Source organism: Litoreibacter sp. GN1-5 (assembly GCF_055693805.1).
In genome coordinates, this window is the sequence record NZ_JBVFUP010000001.1 from 1,525,015 (window position 1) to 1,542,757 (window position 17,743).

The 17,743-nt window shown below is 53.4% G+C and carries 16 protein-coding genes and 4 pseudogenes; 8 read left to right on the plus strand and 12 right to left on the minus strand.

The features are described from left to right. Positions 1 to 154 precede the first annotated feature (154 nt). Positions 155 to 796, plus strand: coding sequence for a hypothetical protein (locus ACZ1HF_RS07825; RefSeq protein ID WP_472656966.1), 642 nt, complete (start codon positions 155 to 157; stop codon positions 794 to 796). Between the two features lie 60 nt (positions 797 to 856). Here ACZ1HF_RS07825 and ACZ1HF_RS07830 read toward each other — a convergent pair. Next, positions 857 to 1,078: pseudogene (locus ACZ1HF_RS07830) on the minus strand (helix-turn-helix domain-containing protein); the annotation flags it as partial. A 204-nt stretch (positions 1,079 to 1,282) separates the two neighbouring features. Here ACZ1HF_RS07830 and ACZ1HF_RS07835 point away from each other — a divergent pair. Then, complete coding sequence (locus ACZ1HF_RS07835) at positions 1,283 to 2,245, plus strand: NADPH:quinone oxidoreductase family protein (protein ID WP_472656967.1); 963 nt, start codon at positions 1,283 to 1,285, stop codon at positions 2,243 to 2,245. Here ACZ1HF_RS07835 and ACZ1HF_RS07840 read toward each other — a convergent pair. Next, positions 2,229 to 3,121 (minus strand): annotated as a pseudogene (locus tag ACZ1HF_RS07840) (LysR family transcriptional regulator). The gene ACZ1HF_RS07835 and the pseudogene ACZ1HF_RS07840 overlap by 17 nt on opposite strands. Positions 3,122 to 3,244: 123 nt before the next feature. Here ACZ1HF_RS07840 and ACZ1HF_RS07845 point away from each other — a divergent pair. The 3 genes from ACZ1HF_RS07845 (at position 3,245) to ACZ1HF_RS07855 (ending at position 4,904) form a co-directional block, all read left to right on the plus strand. After that, complete coding sequence (locus ACZ1HF_RS07845) at positions 3,245 to 3,451, plus strand: DUF1127 domain-containing protein (RefSeq protein WP_472656968.1); 207 nt, start codon at positions 3,245 to 3,247, stop codon at positions 3,449 to 3,451. 139 nt (positions 3,452 to 3,590) lie between these two features. Beyond that, positions 3,591 to 4,364: a Bax inhibitor-1/YccA family protein gene (locus ACZ1HF_RS07850; protein WP_472656969.1), complete on the plus strand. Its 774-nt coding sequence runs from the start codon at positions 3,591 to 3,593 to the stop codon at positions 4,362 to 4,364. A gap of 69 nt (positions 4,365 to 4,433) precedes the next feature. Continuing rightward, a complete protein-coding gene (locus tag ACZ1HF_RS07855) occupies positions 4,434 to 4,904 on the plus strand; it encodes a GNAT family N-acetyltransferase (protein ID WP_472656970.1) in 471 nt (156 codons plus the stop codon). Here the strand turns inward: ACZ1HF_RS07855 and ACZ1HF_RS07860 are convergent. Together ACZ1HF_RS07860 and rpmG are read right to left on the minus strand one after the other, a co-directional pair. Further along, positions 4,901 to 5,395: a GNAT family N-acetyltransferase gene (locus tag ACZ1HF_RS07860; RefSeq protein ID WP_472656972.1), complete on the minus strand. Its 495-nt coding sequence runs from the start codon at positions 5,393 to 5,395 to the stop codon at positions 4,901 to 4,903. The two genes, ACZ1HF_RS07855 and ACZ1HF_RS07860, sit on opposite strands and share 4 nt — an antisense overlap. A 70-nt stretch (positions 5,396 to 5,465) precedes the next feature. Continuing rightward, positions 5,466 to 5,634: pseudogene (gene rpmG / locus ACZ1HF_RS07865) on the minus strand (50S ribosomal protein L33). Between the two features lie 162 nt (positions 5,635 to 5,796). Between rpmG and ggt the strand changes: the two are divergent. After that, positions 5,797 to 7,549 (plus strand): annotated as a pseudogene (gene ggt / locus ACZ1HF_RS07870) (gamma-glutamyltransferase). Between the two features lie 47 nt (positions 7,550 to 7,596). Here ggt and ACZ1HF_RS07875 read toward each other — a convergent pair. Continuing rightward, entirely contained in the window at positions 7,597 to 8,280 is a 684-nt protein-coding gene (locus ACZ1HF_RS07875) for a D-lyxose/D-mannose family sugar isomerase (RefSeq protein WP_472656973.1), read from the minus strand. A gap of 61 nt (positions 8,281 to 8,341) precedes the next feature. Further along, a complete protein-coding gene (locus tag ACZ1HF_RS07880) occupies positions 8,342 to 8,755 on the minus strand; it encodes a DUF1801 domain-containing protein (RefSeq protein ID WP_472656974.1) in 414 nt (137 codons plus the stop codon). Positions 8,756 to 8,901: 146 nt separating this feature from the next. Here ACZ1HF_RS07880 and ACZ1HF_RS07885 point away from each other — a divergent pair, with 146 nt between their 5' ends. After that, positions 8,902 to 10,782 (plus strand): monovalent cation:proton antiporter-2 (CPA2) family protein, encoded by a 1,881-nt coding sequence (locus ACZ1HF_RS07885; protein ID WP_472656975.1) that lies wholly within the window; start codon positions 8,902 to 8,904, stop codon positions 10,780 to 10,782. A gap of 63 nt (positions 10,783 to 10,845) precedes the next feature. Here the strand turns inward: ACZ1HF_RS07885 and cobT are convergent, their stop codons facing one another. After that, positions 10,846 to 11,865 carry a nicotinate-nucleotide--dimethylbenzimidazole phosphoribosyltransferase gene (gene cobT / locus ACZ1HF_RS07890; RefSeq protein WP_472656976.1) on the minus strand — a complete coding sequence of 340 codons (1,020 nt, stop codon included), beginning with the start codon at positions 11,863 to 11,865 and terminating at the stop codon, positions 10,846 to 10,848. Positions 11,866 to 11,942: 77 nt separating this feature from the next. Between cobT and cobS the strand changes: the two genes are divergently transcribed. Next, the gene (gene cobS, locus ACZ1HF_RS07895) at positions 11,943 to 12,710 is read left to right on the plus strand and encodes an adenosylcobinamide-GDP ribazoletransferase (RefSeq protein WP_472656977.1); all 768 of its coding nucleotides are present in this window, start codon (positions 11,943 to 11,945) and stop codon (positions 12,708 to 12,710) included. A gap of 87 nt (positions 12,711 to 12,797) precedes the next feature. Here the strand turns inward: cobS and ACZ1HF_RS07900 are convergent, their stop codons facing one another. The 5 genes from ACZ1HF_RS07900 to ACZ1HF_RS07920 form a co-directional block, all read right to left on the minus strand. Beyond that, positions 12,798 to 13,304, minus strand: a complete 507-nt coding sequence (locus tag ACZ1HF_RS07900) for a CarD family transcriptional regulator (RefSeq protein WP_472656978.1) — start codon at positions 13,302 to 13,304, stop codon at positions 12,798 to 12,800. 280 nt (positions 13,305 to 13,584) lie between these two features. After that, complete coding sequence (fdxA, locus tag ACZ1HF_RS07905) at positions 13,585 to 13,923, minus strand: ferredoxin FdxA (RefSeq protein WP_472656979.1); 339 nt, start codon at positions 13,921 to 13,923, stop codon at positions 13,585 to 13,587. Positions 13,924 to 13,975: 52 nt separating this feature from the next. Beyond that, positions 13,976 to 14,350: an RNA-binding S4 domain-containing protein gene (locus ACZ1HF_RS07910; RefSeq protein ID WP_472656980.1), complete on the minus strand. Its 375-nt coding sequence runs from the start codon at positions 14,348 to 14,350 to the stop codon at positions 13,976 to 13,978. 2 nt (positions 14,351 to 14,352) lie between these two features. Beyond that, positions 14,353 to 17,136, minus strand: coding sequence for a helicase-related protein (locus ACZ1HF_RS07915; RefSeq protein ID WP_472656981.1), 2,784 nt, complete (start codon positions 17,134 to 17,136; stop codon positions 14,353 to 14,355). A 20-nt stretch (positions 17,137 to 17,156) separates the two neighbouring features. Beyond that, on the minus strand, positions 17,157 to 17,705 hold the full coding sequence (locus tag ACZ1HF_RS07920; protein ID WP_472656982.1) for a tetratricopeptide repeat protein: 549 nt from the start codon (positions 17,703 to 17,705) through the stop codon (positions 17,157 to 17,159). Positions 17,706 to 17,743: the final 38 nt, after the last annotated feature.

Genomic DNA, 17,743 nt, shown 5'->3' on the forward strand with positions numbered 1-17,743 from the left:
TCTACCTATTACGTTGCTCTCAAATGCTTTCTCGTACAATCAATCTTGCTTTTGAACTGCACTCTAAGCTTCTCAGTGTAACGCACTGCTGTCCCAAACCTTTTATCTCGCACAATACTGTGATACTTTAGTATGAGTCAGGAGATTTGATCGCGTGTACCATATGTTTCGTCTAGTATGTGCCGGGCTTGTTCTTTCAGCAACCGCACTTTTCACAAGTCAATCCAGCGCCCAAGTTTACCAGTGTTCCGGGGAGGGTGATATATTACCCGGCGTCTGCTTACCAACCTCTGATAGTACTGATTTGCCCAATGGCATTAGCATCGCGCTTTATTCCCGATGCAGGGTCAGCGAGAATGGAAGCGACGAGTATACGAACAACTGCTGTGATCACCTTTCTGAAGAATTGGCGGACGAAATAGGCGTTTGTAGCGCGGGCCAAGCCACGGTCGGCTTTGAGGAGCAGGAGCAAGACTATACATGTCAGTCTGGACAGGACGAACTGTTCCCCGGCGTCTGCCTGCCAGAGCCTAAATCCATCATCCAATCTGAAACGGTACGGACCGTTCTCTATTCCAGATGCCGCGCCTATAAAGGCGGTAGCGATGAATACACAAGCGATTGCTGCGATCATCTCATTGAAAATGATGAGAATTTTCTAAAAGTTTGCGTCGGGCGTTCTTTTCCAGCAAAAGGATTGGAAAAAATCCTGCAAACGAAAGAAATCGTCGGAAATACCGAAGGGCTTTGTGACCGCATCGATTGTGAAGCCACGCTTCGCTATATTGTCAGATAAGGTTCTGACAGGTTTTCACGCCTGCAACCTTTGTATGACCTCCGGGCTTTTGACGCAGTTTTCATCGACCTCGTCAAAGAAGTATCCCACAGGCACTTCAAGTACCTGAGCCATATCCCATAGACGTGACGCGCTGATCCGATTGCGCCCGGCTTCGTATTTCTGGATTTGCTGAAACCTGATCCCCAAACGCCCTGCAAGATCGGCCTGCGTCATCTCCATATCCCACCGACGATTGCGCACACGCTGCCCTACATGCTGATCGATTGGGTGTATGCTCATTCTGACAAGTCCTTTTCAACAAAGCGCATAGGCGGGCAAGACCTGCCCATGCAGCACATTCATCATAAGGCCAACTGGGAATAATTTTCTGTTAACGCACGCGATATCATTTCTGTTCACAGCTTCTACAGTAACGTCTGCTTTCGGGTAGCATCACAGTCTGGTCAGGGATAGTTTGCGGGAAAATCGATCAGGATAGCTTTCATGCGCGCATTTCAGGTCAGCTCATTCGCTGAAGCCCCCAATGTCATCAACATCCCACAACCTGTTCCTAAAGCGGGTGAGGTATTGTTGAAAATCCATGCTTGTGGCCTGAATTTTGCTGACTTGTTGATGTTGAAAGGCACTTATCAAGATACGCCAAACCTGCCCTTTGTTCCCGGCATGGAAGTTGCAGGCGAAGTAATTGGCCATGGCGAGGGCGTGACTTCGCCGGCCATCGGCACCAGAGTTGCCGTGTTTGGCGGGCACGGTGGTCTGGCCGAGTTCGGTGTCTTCAAGGCACATCTCTGCGTCCCGCTACACGAAAGCATACCCTATCACGTCGCTGCTGCGTTTCAGGTGGCTTACTCAACCAGCCATGTCGCACTGGAACGCAGCGCCAGATTGCAACCCGGTGAAACACTTCTGGTCCTTGGCGCAGCTGGAGGTGTTGGTCTTACTGCAGTTGAGCTTGGCAAGATGATGGGCGCAAAGGTCATTGGTGCCGCTCGAAGCTCCAAACTGGACATCGTAAAACAAGCCGGTGCTGACCATCTGATCGATATTGACACTGATGATCTGCGTGAGGCCACGAAATCTCTTGGTCGGGCCGATGTCGTCTATGACGCCGTTGGCGGCAATCTGTTCAAAGCAGCCCTGCGCGCCTGTAACCCAGAAGCACGTATATTGCTGATAGGCTTTGCGAGCGGCGACGTCCCACAAATCCCTGCCAACCATCTGTTGGTCAAGAATATAAGCGCGATCGGTGTCTATTGGGGTGGCTATCTGAAATTCAAACCCGAAGTTGTCACCAACAGCTTGTCGCAACTGTTCGCGTGGTATGCTGAGGGAAAGCTGAAGCCTCATATCAGTCACCAACTCCCTTTAGAGCACGCCTCAGACGCGTTGGAATTGCTCCGCAGCCGCCAATCAACTGGGAAGGTTGTCGTTACCCTTGAGCCATGAGATTGAGCTCCTCGGTAGATGATTGCCATTGGGAATGATAGGCGGTCCGGATCATATCCCGCAACGCTTCCAGGACGGTTTCATCGGTGCGCTGCATATACAGGACAATCCGGGTTGTTCCCGGATCTGGAAGGCCACCATCATGCGCAATCGGCCCGGTTTGGCGGGGATAGACCCCTTTGATCGCGGCATGAACGGCCAGATCGGCACTGACGACAGCCTCGACCGCATTATCGAGGTCTGAGTCAACAGCCATTTCCCAATCGAAATGTGCATCATCAAGACGTTTCAGAACGCCTGAGCGGAAAATACAATTCTGGCAAAAGGCGACTGGCAAGGGGCGTTCCTTCCAGGCTATCCCACCAACAGCGCCAATCCAGACCAAAGGAAGCCGAACCAGAGTATCACCCCCGGCCCCGGTTGTTCTTCTGTCGTTAGGATCACATCACATTCACCACGCCCGAACATCTCGCGCAGCCGCGTCGTGGGGGCTGAGACAAGACGAATGCGGACACGTGGAAAATCTGACGCGAAACGGCGCAGGATTGGGGGTATGTAGGGGTAGATAATGTCATGGGGCACGCCCAACACAATTTCGCCCTCATATTCCGTCGCAGTCAGCCGCATGTAAGCCTCGTCATTCAAGGCCAACATCCGTCTGGCATAGCTTACAAGCTGTTCCCCTTCGGCGGTCAATGTCATCTTACGGTTAGCACGGTCAAGAAGCCGCACATCAAGTGCTTCCTCCAGCCGCTTCAACTGCATCGAAACAGCGGATTGGGTTAAATGCAGATACCCCGCCGCCTTGGTCACACCGCCAGTATCCGCAACGGCGACAAAAGAGCGGAGCGCAGTTAAGTCAAGATTTCGAGCCATATCATTATCCGTGATCTAAAGCATCTCAAACATTCGTTTTTAATATGGATCATATCCTGCCATATAGATCAATAGAAATGATGAATTCATCATGAATTATCACGATATGCGAAAGGTGGTACAATGTCTGATTATATACTGCACCGCTCTCATCACCGCGCTGCGTTGCGTCGTGTTGGCTTGTTTGACTATATCGACCTGTATGTCCAACGGAGGGCTCTCTCCCGTCTGGATTCCGCTCGGTTGGAAGATATAGGATTAAGCCCGAAACAAGCTGAAACGGAAGCAAAACGTCCATTTTGGGATGTACCCGATCATTGGCGGGTGTAATTCCAACAAATTTACACAGAAAAGCATCGTTTCATAGACAGATTAACTTGAAATGTAGTACTACCTGCCCCACATTCAGGCCATATATGAGGTTTTATATATAAGCCTCCAATCAATACGCCTGAAAGGGAGAGTTTTCATGGCAGACTATGGAACGGTGCGCACGACTGGCATTGGTGCCCAGACACAGGCCATCGATGAGGGCCTGCGCGCCCACATGAATAAAGTCTACGGCACGATGTCCGTAGGTATGCTGATTACATTTGCAGCCGCTTGGGCTTTGTCAGGTATGGCTGTCACAGACGCGCCAACCCAATATCAAATTGGGGCTGATAAATACCTCACAGATCTAGGCGTTGCGCTGTATGCATCACCGCTCAAGTGGGTTGTGATGTTCGCACCGCTGGCTTTCGTTTTTGGCTTTAGTGCGATGATCAACCGGATGTCCGCGGCAACCGCTCAACTGGTGTTCTACACTTTTGCAGCCGTGATGGGCATTTCGATCAGCTCAATCTTCATCGTGTTCACAGGTCAATCAATCGCACAGATTTTCCTTGTGACATCAATCGCCTTTGCCGGGCTCAGTCTCTGGGGTTACACAACCAAGAAGGATATTTCCGGTTGGGGATCTTTCCTGATCATGGGTGTTATCGGTCTGATCGTGGCCTCAATCGTCAACATCTTCCTTGCCTCGCCAGCGATCATGTACGCAGTTTCGATCATTGGTGTGCTGATCTTCGCAGGCCTTACAGCCTATGACACACAGAAGATCAAGAACACCTATATCGCACATGCTTCGCATGGGGATCAGGAATGGTTGGGTAAAGCTGCAATTATGGGCGCGCTGAACCTCTATCTGGACTTCATCAACATGTTCATGTTCTTGCTGCAACTTTTGGGCAGCCGCGAATAACACTACGCGACAAAACAAATCACAAAGGGCTGGTGTTCACACCGGCCCTTTTTTGTTGGAGAACTTTCGATGCAAATATACGCTCTGCCACCAGAACAGGCTGATCGGATTCTGCCGTTACTCAACCATATCCAAAACCTGCATGTCGAACAGCAACCTGCGCGGTATTGCAAAGAACCACCCCGCAACGAGGTACTGCCATGGCTGCGCAACTGGATCACCGAAGAAAACACAACCGCCCTTGTTGCAGATGACGCTGATATCATCGCAGGCTATCTTATCTATAATTTGCAACAGCATGAAACTGGCCCTCTTACCCCGGATCGAAACCGGGCAATGCTGGAACATATCTGCGTTCTTCCAAACTATCAGAGGCAGGGGCTTGGCATGAGGCTAATCACAGAGATGCGTATGCGCATCAAATCCTATGGCGTTGACCGGATCGGGGTTAGCTATGGTACGTTCAATAAGGCCTCCGCGAAGCTGATGGCGAAGGCTGGTTTCGAGCCGATGATCATCTATGCAGAGGGTCCTGCCTAAAAAGTCAGAACCATCGCCATTGCCGGAAAGCTGATCCCCGGCCGCAAAGGAACATCAATGGGACGCACAACCTCAAATCCAACGCTCTGGTAAAATGGTACTGCCGTCAGTGTGGATTGGCACGCCATCTGAGAGACACCCGCGGCTTTTGCTTCAGCCAGGATATGTTTCATCAAAACCGTCCCAACGCCTTTGCGCGTATGCCGGTGATCTGTCACCACATGACGGACATGCGCCACATCAGGCACATTTTGTGCCCCACCCGGCGCAGCGGTGGTCAACCCTCCTGCTCCCAAAAGCTCGCCGTTTTCAAAAACACCGTAATATGTACCCGATACGACCAAAGCAGGCTGCGCGCGGCTAATGATCGGCAAGGCTGTCACCAGTACGGGCGGCTCATAATCAGCTTTTAACAAAATCGGGTAGCTGCGGGCCAATAGCGCATCCACAGCCGCGATATCAGCACGTGTTGTCGGACGAATATCCATCATTCCCTCCATTGAAACGAAAAAAGCCGCGCTTAGCTGGCGCGGCCTCGTTCAAAATCGAAAGTCTGGAAGATTACTTGATCTTGCCTTCCTTATATTCGACATGCTTGCGCGCAACAGGGTCGTATTTGCGCACCACCATCTTCTCGGTCATGGTACGAGCATTCTTTTTGGTCACATAGAAATGCCCCGTGCCAGCGGATCGAGTTCAGGCGGATTTTGATTGTGGTTGGCTTCGCCATGTCACATCTCCTGGTCAGGGTGGCCAAGGCCGCCCGAAAATTCCTTGAAGCCTGCCTTTTATACGCGCAGCACTGCGAGTCAACTGTAAACCGAAGGGGACTTGTCATTCCTGTGAAATGCGCCACCCTATCATCATACATTCATTTACAGGGGGCTTTCACATGCATCGTTTCATCTCAACCACTTTGCTTGCCGTAACGCTTACAACAACGGCACAGGCACAAGAGACCGCTGACGCGTTCGCACCCGAGGCTGCAACAGCGCAGGCTTCAAAGGACAGTGGTTCACCGGTTAAAGCTGACAACTGGATGATCGCCGCCGCCAATCCATTGGCCGTGCACGCCGGTGCTCGCGTGTTACGCGATGGCGGAACCGCCGCTGATGCGATGGTTGCGATACAAGCGGTGCTTGGTCTGGTCGAGCCGCAAAGTTCTGGCCTTGGTGGCGGGGCGTTTCTGGTCTGGTATGATGCCAAAACTGGCGAGGTGCAGACACTCGACGGTCGGGAAACCGCCCCAATGGCTGTCACCCCGCGCCTGTTCCAGAATGCCGCAGGTGAACCACTGCAATTCTTCGATGCCGTCGTCGGCGGCCTGTCCGTCGGCACCCCCGGTACGCCCGCCTTGATGGAAACTGCCCACAGAAAATGGGGCCGCGAAAACTGGCGCGAGCTGTTTGACGATGCGATACGACTAGCCGAGGATGGCTTCACAGTGTCCCCCGTCTTGCAGCCCTCGTGGAAAATGATGCTGAGCGACTATCAAGTTCTGCGACGACAGCAGATTACTTTCTGCCAGATGGCAAGCCACTTGCCGAGGGCAGTACCCTGAAAAACCCCGCCTATGCGAAAACCCTCCGCCAAATTTCAGAACACGGGACAGACGTTTTCTATGAAGGCACCATCGCCGAGGGATCGTTGCCACGGTACGTGGTGCCGAAGGCAACCCCGGGACATTGTCCTTGAGTGATCTGCGCAACTACACCGTCAAAGAACGTGCACCGGTCTGTGTCACCTACCGGTCCCATAACGTCTGCGGGATGGGACCGCCCTCTTCCGGCGCTTTGACCCTTGGGCAAATATTGGGGATGCTGGAAAATTCTGACCTGGTCGCTTTGGGGGCAGATAACCCAGAAAGCTGGCGCTTGATTGGGGACGCCTCTCGCCTCGCCTTTGCTGATCGGGGTCGCTACATGGCAGATAGCGATTTTGTACCTGTTCCCACCAAGGGATTGGTGGATACCGCGTACCTTTCCGAGCGCGCCAAGCTGTTGGAAGGTGACGACGCGCTGCCCGAGACAGCCGCCGGCAAGCCGGCCTTCGATCATGCGCTTCTTTGGGCGGATGACCAGTCGATAGAACTGCCCTCAACCTCTCATATTTCCATTGTCGACACCTATGGCAACGCCTTGTCGATGACCACCACGATTGAGAACGGCTTCGGCTCTCGATTGATGACCCCCGGTGGCTTTCTGCTGAACAATGAGCTGACGGACTTTTCGTTCGCCACCCATGAAGAGGGCGTGCCAATTGCCAACCGGGTTGAGCCCGGCAAACGACCCAGATCCTCTATGGCACCAACGATTGTGCTTAAAGACGGTAGCCCGTCACTTGTTGTGGGCTCTCCGGGTGGGTCGCGGATCATCGGTTATGTGGCCAAGACGATTATCGCCCATATCGATTGGGGAATGGATGTGCAGGCCGCGGTAAGCCTGCCACATCTGGTCAACCGGTTCGGCGCTTATGATCTGGAGGAAGGAACATCGGCCATCGACCTGTCTGATCCACTGGCTGAACTTGGCTATGAGGTCGAAACCCGCGCCCTGAACTCCGGCCTGCATGCGATTGCCATAACCGAAGCAGGATACGAAGGCGGGGCGGACCCTCGCCGGGAAGGGATCGCATTAGGCGAATAGGTTAACTCTGACGAAAAGGCGGGCGGGCCACATGCGCCCCCGCCTCATCATAACTTGCTGGCGTAGTCGGATACCAGCAAGTGTGCAGGGTCAACATCTTCCTCAATGTCTGAGAACCGCCCAATCGGATCGCGAAACCAGTTATCGGTCTTATCATCATTAACAGTCGAGACCTCACCGATCAGTACATCGCCCCCCTCGCCCCAGAACGCATGCCAATCACCGGGCATGAGGGTGATGCTTTCACCCGGCTGCAATATGATGACCTCACCCGGTTCAAATTGCCGCTCGATCCCGTCGCACCGGATCGTCCCACCTGCATTTTCGTCAAATGAACCATCCTTGGCAGAGCCAAACAGCTCAATCGCCAAACCGGCGCCGCCACGGTTGATGATGTCCTCGGCCTTCACATAATGGCGATGCATCGGGCTGATCTGGTTGTGGTGCGAAATCATGATCTTCTCGGCATAGCACATGCCGCCCCCCCGCTTCAGATCTTCTTGCTGACCGTTACGGGTCGTGAACAGAAACAATCCAAGCTCATCAAACTTGCCTTGTCCGTAATCCGTGATGTCCCAACCCAGTCCGGCATCGACGATACCGTCAATGCTTGAACGTCGCGCGCGCATCTGCTGCGGCGTCCAATAGGCGAAGGGCGGAAGAATATAGCCAAATGATCGGATAAACGCATCCGCCTCGGCCATGATATTATTGATATCTGATCGTTTCATTGGCAGCACCTCCTGCCTATAAATGCCTTCCGAAAGCGATTTCGGCAAGCCCTCATAAGGCTTATCTCTTTGGTCGCTTTGATTTTCGGGCATGATACGTCAACGCAATCGCAATAACATGCTGTAAAACATCGCTGCTCTGTGGATCGTCCGGTACAATCACCGCCCGCGTCCCTCGAAGCTCGGGAATATTACCAAACAGATCCCGTGCCTCATCCATGATTGTTGTTTGGCAATTCAAAAACAATGCAGCCTGACTTTCGCATATGCCCAACCGCACGGTGGTGCCGGACTTTGGTTTCAGGGTCAGATAGGATGGCTGCCCCCATTTCAACGTCTCTTGAAGGGTTTCGATGCCCACCTCTTTTGCCCGCGCTCTGATCATGTCGCGCACGACCATCAGTTTTGCAGAAATCTCGGTAGGGATATCGGCAAACGCCTGCGCGACCTGTGGTGGTGGATTATCTTGAGGCATTGTAATGCTGTCCTATCTACGAAGCTCTATCATGATCTATCCAAACAAATAAATCTTGCGAAAATTTACCATATTGCCGGGGTGATAGCCTATCGCTCGGCCAAATGATGCCATAGCGTCGTGACAGGCTGACGAAGGACATATTCATGGAATCTTTCCTTTTCCAATCGACCATCTACCTGATGGCCGCCTGTCTGGCTGTTCCTCTCGCTATGCGCCTGGGGCTGGGATCAGTTCTGGGATATCTGATCGCAGGCATTACCATTGGTCCCGTGGCGGGGCTTGTCGGGTCCGAGACGGCGGATTTGCAACATTTCGCTGAGTTCGGCGTTGTAATGATGCTATTTCTGATCGGGCTGGAACTGGACCCGCGCACGCTTTGGAGTATGCGCGACAAGCTGATCGGATTAGGTGGCTTACAAATCGGCCTGACAACCCTGCTGATCACGGCGACAGTCTATGCTTTGGGTCAACCATGGTCGATCTCGCTGGCGATAGGGCTTGTACTTGCCTTATCCTCGACCGCCATCGTACTGCAAACGCTGGATGAAAAAGACCTTATGCAAACCGGCGGAGGACGATCTGCCTTTTCTGTCCTACTCACACAGGACATCGCCGTTATCCCCATGCTCGCCCTGATCCCACTGCTGGCGATCCCCGGCCTGAACGCCCCTACAGCAGACGACCATCATGGCTCAGGCACCTCTGCAGATCACCCGGCCGAGGCGGTTATGTCTTTGGTCGAAAGCCTGCCCGGTTGGGGCGTCACACTGGTCACACTGGGGGCAATTATCGTGGTCGTTCTGGGTGGGCATTTTCTGACACGGCCTATTTTTCGCTATATCCATTCGGCTCGCTTGCGCGAGATGTATACCGCCGTTTCATTACTCTTCGTTGTTGGCGTCGCTGTTCTAATGCTGCTGGTTGGCCTCTCGCCTGCTCTTGGGACGTTTCTGGCAGGTGTCGTGCTGGCCAACAGCGAGTTCCGGCACGAGCTTGAAGCAGATATCGAACCCTTCAAGGGTCTGCTGTTAGGTCTGTTCTTCATGACTGTGGGCGCGGGCATCAACTTCGGCATTCTGTTTGATGATGCTTTGCGAATTATAAATCTGACGCTAGCGTTGATCATAATCAAGGCTGGCGTTCTTTATACGCTGTCGCTTCTGTTCAAGCTCCCAAAGCGCGACCGCATGTTATTCACCCTTAGCCTCGCCCAAGCTGGCGAATTCGGCTTCGTCCTGATCAGCGTCAGCTTACAGCAAAACGTACTGCCCACAGCCTTGGCCGAAACATTGTTGCTGGTCATAGCCCTTTCTATGCTGCTGACACCACTTCTGTTCATCGCCCATGATCTTCTTTCAAACCGTATGGGTAGCCCGGCCCCGGACCAAGTTCATGACAAGATTGATGACCAGCAGCCCGTCATTATCGCAGGCATTGGCCGCTTCGGGCAAGTTGTGAACAGGCTGGTTCAAATGTCGGGCTACAAGACCACAGTGCTGGATCACGATCTCAGCACGATCCAACTGATGCGCCGCTTCGGGTTTAAAGGCTTTTTCGGCGATCCGACCCGGCCAGAGCTATTGCATGCCGCAGGCTTATCTACGGCCAAAGTGTTGGTGGTTGCCCTTGATAGCAAGGCGGCTGCTACGAAACTCGTTGCCTACGCCCGCAAGGAACGCCCTGACATACATATAGTCGCCCGCGCCCGCGACAGGATGCACGTCTATGAGCTGTATCAGGCGGGCGCCAATGACATCGTGCGCGAACTCTTCGACAGCTCACTGCGGGCCGGGCGCTATGTGCTCGAAAATCTGGGCCTAACTGAATACGAGGCCCATATTCAGGAAGAAACCTTCTACAAACATGACCGCCACACCATGCAAGAACTGGCCGAGCTGTGGGATCCAAGCGTTCCTGTACTAGAAAACGACGCCTATGTCAGCCGCGCACGTGAGTTGAACAGCGACCTTGAAACTATTTTGGTCTCTTCACTTGATGAAGCAAAGGACCAACGGACCGATTAGGATATAGCTTGATCAAGACCCCAAAAGCGAGATTGCATTCCCAAAGAACGATATCGCCAAGGTTTAACCCGCGTCCGACACCCCGGCCTCCGCGAAGGTGGCCATCGCAGAATGGCAGGCTACCGCACCTTGTAAAATGCCAATTGCCAATGCACCGCCAGAGCCCTCCCCCAGCCGCAAGCCAAGCGACAAAAGTGGCGTTTTCCGGATGGCTTGTAACATCCGCTCATGCGCCCCTTCCGCTGATAGATGACCTGCGACGGCATGATCCAACGCGCCGGGAACAGCCTTCTCAAGCACCAGTGCAGCTGCGGTACAGATGAACCCGTCCAGAATAACCGGAATGCACTTAGCCCGAGCGCTGGCAATGGCCCCGGTCATCGCCGCAAGCTCTCGCCCGCCCAGGCAGCGCAGCGCTTCAAGCGGGTCGTTCAACGCCTGCTTATGCAAGGTTAACCCCGCATCGACAACGCGGACCTTTTTCGCAAGACCCGCATCATTAACGCCAGTGCCCCGTCCAACCCAATCACCGGCTGCACCTCCCAAAAGCATTGCCCCTAAAGCTGCAGCGGACGTTGTATTGCCAATCCCCATTTCACCCGTCACAAGCAAATCGGATGTGTCATCCACCGCATCCCATCCCGTTTGTATCGCTTCGATACATTCTGCCTCACTCATCGCGGCCACCTTGGTGAAATCGGCGGTGGCACGATCCAAATCTAATGCATGCACAGTCATGCGCGCGCCAAAGGTTTGGGCCAGTTGATTGATCGCCGCCCCGCCGTGTTGAAAATTCAGCACCATTTGCGCAGTCACTTCGGCGGGAAACGCCGAGACGCCTTGTGCTGTAACCCCATGATTTCCGGCAAATATGACAATCTGTGGCGCAGCGATCTGTGGCGCGGCTTGACCGCGCCAACTGGCATACCAAATCGCCAGTTCCTCCAACCGTCCCAAGGCCCCCGGCGGTTTTGTCAACTGCATGTTGCGCGCCTGTGCGGCCTGCAGTGCCTCAGCATCTGGGACAGGCATATCTGACAGGATGTCACGAAACTCAGAAAGAGAAGAGAATGTTTGTGTCATAGGGTCCCCTGTTGAAACTAGCGCCTGATCTCTTTACCCCTGAGCGCATCAGACACAAGCCAAAGTGACCCGCCTTAATGCCTCAAACCGACACACGCCTTGTCAGCCTGGATGATCTTGCCATCGCATTGTCCCTTTTGACCCGCATTCCTGTCCCAATGGGTGCATTCCGGGCAGAGCGGGATCCAGCCCTTGCAGCATGGGCTTATCCGACTGTCGGCATCGTTGTGGCAATATTCGCCGCGTTAGTTTGCTTTTTATGTCAGGAACTTGGAATGGAAACCGGCCTGAGTGCCGCCATAATGCTGTTGGTTCTTGTGATGGTCACAGGCGGGCTACACGAAGACGGGCTGGCCGATACAGCAGACGGTCTTTGGGGTGGATCCGATCTGGATCGCCGGTTGGAGATTATGAAAGACAGTCGCATCGGGGCTTATGGCGTTATCGCGCTGGTGTTCAGCCTTTTGATACGTTGGACAGCACTTGTGGCTATCCTTAACACCGGAGCAATTTTCAGTGCGGTGATTGTCGCCGCGGCTATATCGCGGGCTGCGATGGTGCTGGTGATGAACACTTTGCCAAACGCACGTAGCGACGGGCTGTCATTTCAGACAGGACAACCTGGCCTTCAGACTGCGCAAATCGCAAGTGGTATTGCCGTAGCCGCAGCACTGGTGTTCTTCGGCCTTGCCGGGGTCGTGGTGATCTTATTTGCAGCGGCGGCAACCTATGCGGTGCGCTACTTTGCCAAGATTAAAATCGGCGGGCAAACCGGTGATATTCTGGGCGCGACTCAGCAGATCAGCGAAATCGCAGTCCTGGCTGCGATTACGACGATTTTGTAATGACCGAAGCAAACGCCATACCTTCCATAACAAAAGGCCACAGGCATCTCTGCCCATGGCCTTAACGTAATATTTTATAAGTTGGATTTATGCAGCGCGCGAAATCAAGACGTCATCAATTTCCTTTTGTGCGCCTGCTTCGTCAGCACCGTTCACAACGGCAATTTCACGGGTCAGACGCTCCAAGGCAGCTTCATAAAGCTGACGCTCTGAATAGCTTTGTTCGCGCTGATCACCATGACGGTGTAAGTCACGCACAACCTCGGCAATTGCTATCAAGTCGCCCGAGTTGATCTTTTGTTCATATTCCTGCGCACGACGAGACCACATAGCGCGTTTGACGCGGGCTTTGCCTTTCAATGTCTTGAAGGCTTGTGACACCAGATCAGGTGAGGACAGAGGGCGCATCCCAACTTCCGTTGCCTTATGTGTCGGCACCCGCAGGGTCATTTTGTCTTTCTCAAAAGAAATTACGAAAAGTTCCAGCTCGATCCCGGCGACTTCCTGACTTTCGATCGAGACGATCTTACCGACACCATGGGCCGGATAAACCACGAATTCATTAGGGCTGAAGTCTTGTTTTTTCTTGCTCATATATGTTCGCCCTTTCACACAAGAGCGCCCTTCTTCACAGCGAAAAAGATGGACCGGTGGCATTGCTACCGGGCAATCTTAATTCATTTTCAAAAAACACCTGCTCGTCAGGCTGTCCTGAGCCTTGGTGTACGTATGTAACGCTGACATATACATAGCAGAAAAAGGCATAGTTTTAAAGCGTGACGATACGATAAGTATCAAAACCTGTTGTTTTACAGCTAATTTGTGAGATGGAATCGGATCAATACCCCTGTCGCTAGGGCCCGAATCGCACGACTCAGCCGCCCTCGCCCGCCGCTTCGCTGAAGTATTTCTCCAGCTTGCCTTGCTCCCCATCACGTTCTTCGGCACCAGGAAGAGGGTCTTTCTTGGTGATGATCACCGGCCACATCTCGGAATATTTGCGGTTGAACTCAACCCATTTCTCCATATCCGGCTCTGTATCAGGTCGGATCGCATCGGCGGGACATTCAGGCTCACACACACCACAATCGATACATTCATCAGGATGGATCACCAGCATATTCTCACCCTCGTAGAAGCAATCTACGGGGCAAACCTCTACGCAGTCAGTATATTTACAGCCGATACAGGCATCATTCACGATATAGGTCATGGGCGTTGTCCAAAATTCCGGTTCAGCATGCTAGGTAATCCGGCTGACCGGATCAATCAAGCGGGTCACGACGGGAAAGGTCAAGACTGCGGCGATCTTTCTTACTGGGGCGACCTTTTCCCTCAAACTTCGGTGCGGCTGGAACCTTGTTCTGTGCAGGTGTCATATCGCAGTATAGCGTTTGGGCTTCGGGGGCTGGGCCGCGGCGGTCTCCCGGTTTTGTGATCTCGACCACACGTATCAGGCGGGCTTGTGGAAATGTCAGAACATCCCCGGCACCAACCGATGTGGATGCTTTGGAAACCTTGACCCCGTTCACCCTGACATGCCCGCCTGTCACTTGCTTGGCCGCCAATGTGCGCGTTTTGTAGAACCGCGCCTGCCAGAGCCATTTGTCCAGCCGTATGGTAACACGCGGCTCGGACACAATCAGGTTTTGTCCTTTAACCCCATAAGAGCCGCTGCAAACGGGTTGTCCGGATCAATGGGCTTTTCCTTGCGGGGCGGACGTGCCTGATAAGATTGAGCTTTTGGTCCCTTGTCGTTGCGCCCACCTTTGCCTTTCGGCTTGGGACGGGACTTCCCAGCAGGCTTTCCGGAATGACGCAGCTTTGCACCGCGATTACCGCCCCATGTAAATGTATAAAAAATCTCTATCTCAGGCTCTTGTGAAGCCGCCTCCGGCCCATCGGGCATTTCAGTCGGTGGCGATTCAGGACTTTCAACAGGCTGTTCAACCGGTGCCTCTTGCGGTGTTGGCGCTGGCTCTTCCCCCGGCGCATCCCCTGGCACTTCCGTAGGAGGCGTTTCCTGCGGTGGATCTTTCTGAACCGCTTTCACCTTTGGCCGTTCGCCTTTTTCAGCGTTATAGCCGAGCCCCTGCATCAAATCCGCAAATTGTTCCAATGTCATACCGGTGATCGACAACATATCCGGCTTGGCTTCGAATCCGCCACGACTGTTTTCTGAGCGCAACTGATCGGCCAGCCTTTCCAGCATATCAATACGAATTGCGCGCTGACCAGCCAGACGATATCCGGCATTGGTATAATACCCCTCAGGGGCATCCTTGACCTCTGGCACAGTAACAAGACCCGGAGGAGGCGCTTCGGGAAATTCGGAAAGATCATTTTGCAGCGACCAAAGCACCAGACGCAACCGCGTCGGAGCAGGTTTCAACAGCAGCGGCATGAAAATCGTGAATTGTCCAAACCGCACGCCATGCTTGCGTAATTGCCCGCGCGCGTCCTGATCCAGCGCTTTGACATCATTCGCCACCGCATCACGCGGAATAACCCCCAAGGCTTCCACCAACTGAAATGCAAAGCCTTTGGATAGGCCGGACAATGTCTCATCCTTGCTCATCAGCAGCAATGGTTCAAAGGCAGCTGCGATCTTGCGATCAATAAAATGCTGCAACCGGCGGCGTACTTTCTCGGCCACGTCTGCCCCAGCCTCATCGTCCACGAACGGTTCGACCATGGGTTTTAAGCCCTCGGACCCTTTCACCAGTTTGCCTACCGCCTGATCACCCCACATGAGGCCACCCTGCTCGGTAAAGTCCATCTCTGTATCGGGGGCGTTATAGAACTTGTCAGCCCGTAGATTAAAATGCGGCACAAGGGCTGCAATAGCGGCTTGGCGTAAGGTTTTGGCTTCCTCCGCGCTGGCTGTTTGATCCTGACGGAATCTGAACCCATCCAAACGACCAATCATTTGATCTTCAACCGTCACTTCACCCTTGTCGTTTACGTCAGCCACCAGGCTCTCCTTCTGTTTCAACCGGCGCAGCAGCACACTTGTACGCCGGTCGACAAATCTTTGCGTCAGCGCACCATGAAGTGCATCCGACAGACGATCTTCTACAGCGCGCGTCGCCTCACGCCAATGATTTTCGTCAACAACCCAACCTTTTCGCTGAGCGATATAAGTCCATGTCCGAATATATGCCAGCCGTTTCGACAACGTATCAATGTCCCCATCGGTCCGGTCAATGCGTGCAATCTGGCGGGCCATATAGTCATTCGGAACATTGGTTTTGTCATGCAGATAAGAAAATATCGCCTCAAGCAGACCTGCATGTTCCCCCGGACTGATCCCTCTGAAATCAGGGATCTGGCAAACATCCCAAAGCAATTTGACATCATGAGGCGTGCTGACGCGCGCATCAACTTCAGGCATCGCAGATAAAGCCTTAAGCGCGACAAGGTCGTCTGCTTCCCGTACACGAGTCAGCCAGTCATCATCTGTCCGCATCTCCAATGACCGGATCAATCGGTCGACAGAGCCGAACTCAAGCCGGTCATTGCGCCATTGCAGTTTCTTGACCGGGGGAAAGCGTGAGTTAGTGATCGCCTCGACCACCTGCTCATCCAACGGCGCGGCTTCGCCCGTCACGCCAAAAGTACCCGGCTGCATATACCGCCCGGCCCGCCCGGCAATCTGCGCCAGTTCATTGGGCGCGAGTGGACGCATCCGCCGTCCATCAAACTTGGACAGAGCCGAAAACGCCACATGGGAAATATCGAGGTTCAACCCCATCCCAATGGCATCGGTCGCAACCAGATAGTCCACATCGCCGTTTTGATACATTTCGACCTGCGCATTGCGCGTGCGCGGCGACAGCGCCCCCATAACCACAGCACAGCCACCTTTTTGGCGGCGGATCAGCTCGGCAATCGCATATACATTTTCAACAGAAAAGCCCACAATAGCGCTTCTAGACTTCAGGCGACTTATCTTTTTCGAACCTGTATAGGATAATTCGGAAAACCGCTCACGTTTTAAAAACTGCGCTTTTGGCTCTAAAGCTGCAATGGCGGTTCGCATTGTGTCAGAGCCCATAAACAGCGTTTCGTGCAAGCCACGCGCCTGCAGCAAACGGTTTGTGAAGATGTGGCCGCGTTCTGGGTCGGCGCAAAGCTGGATTTCATCCACACCGACAAAATCAGCGCCTAACCCGTCCGGCATCGCCTCAACCGTGCAAACCCAATATTGCGTCCGGTCCGGTACAATCCGTTCCTCGCCCGTGACCAGTGCCACAACGGACGGGCCCCGCAATTCCACGATCCGGTCATAAACCTCGCGCGCCAATAGGCGCAGCGGCAAACCGATCACCCCGGTACGGTGCGCCAACATCCGTTCAATTGCATAATGTGTTTTGCCGGTATTGGTCGGCCCGAGAACCGCCGTGATCCGTGCCTGATCACGCATGAAAATCGCCTTTTGAACTTTTAGAGAGCCTGACCGGACAGTTTCGCGTCCAGTCGATCTATCGCCTCTTCTAGGCTGGGTCGATGAGGATGTATAGCATAAGCCGCCTGATAGGCCTTAAGTGCATTCTTTTCATCCTCCAACTCTTCGAGGATTCTGCCTAAACCCTGCAGCGCTCCGAAATGTTTGGGATTCAAGGATAGCGTTTTCTGAATATCGGCAATGGACAAGCTATATTCTTCAGCCATGAAGTACGCCGTCGCCCGCGCGTTCCAACCTTCGGCAAATTCTGGCGCATGATCTGTAAGCGCTGTGAAATGCTCAATTGCTACCGCAAAATCCCCATCCGACATCGCTTTACGGCCTCGTTCAAGCAACAGATCCATCGAAGCCGACCCCGAACTCGACCATTCGCGCCAAATTGCACGCTCTACCTGTTCCCAATCCTGCAGGTCTGGCTTTAACAAACGCTCATATAAGGTATCTAACGTATCGCCTTGCGCAAAAGCAGTACTTGTCGCAAGAACTGCCGCAAGGAAAGCATTGAGGATATGGTGCTGAACTTTCATATTGGCATTAAGTCTAGCGGCCTTTTTAAAAAAAGCGA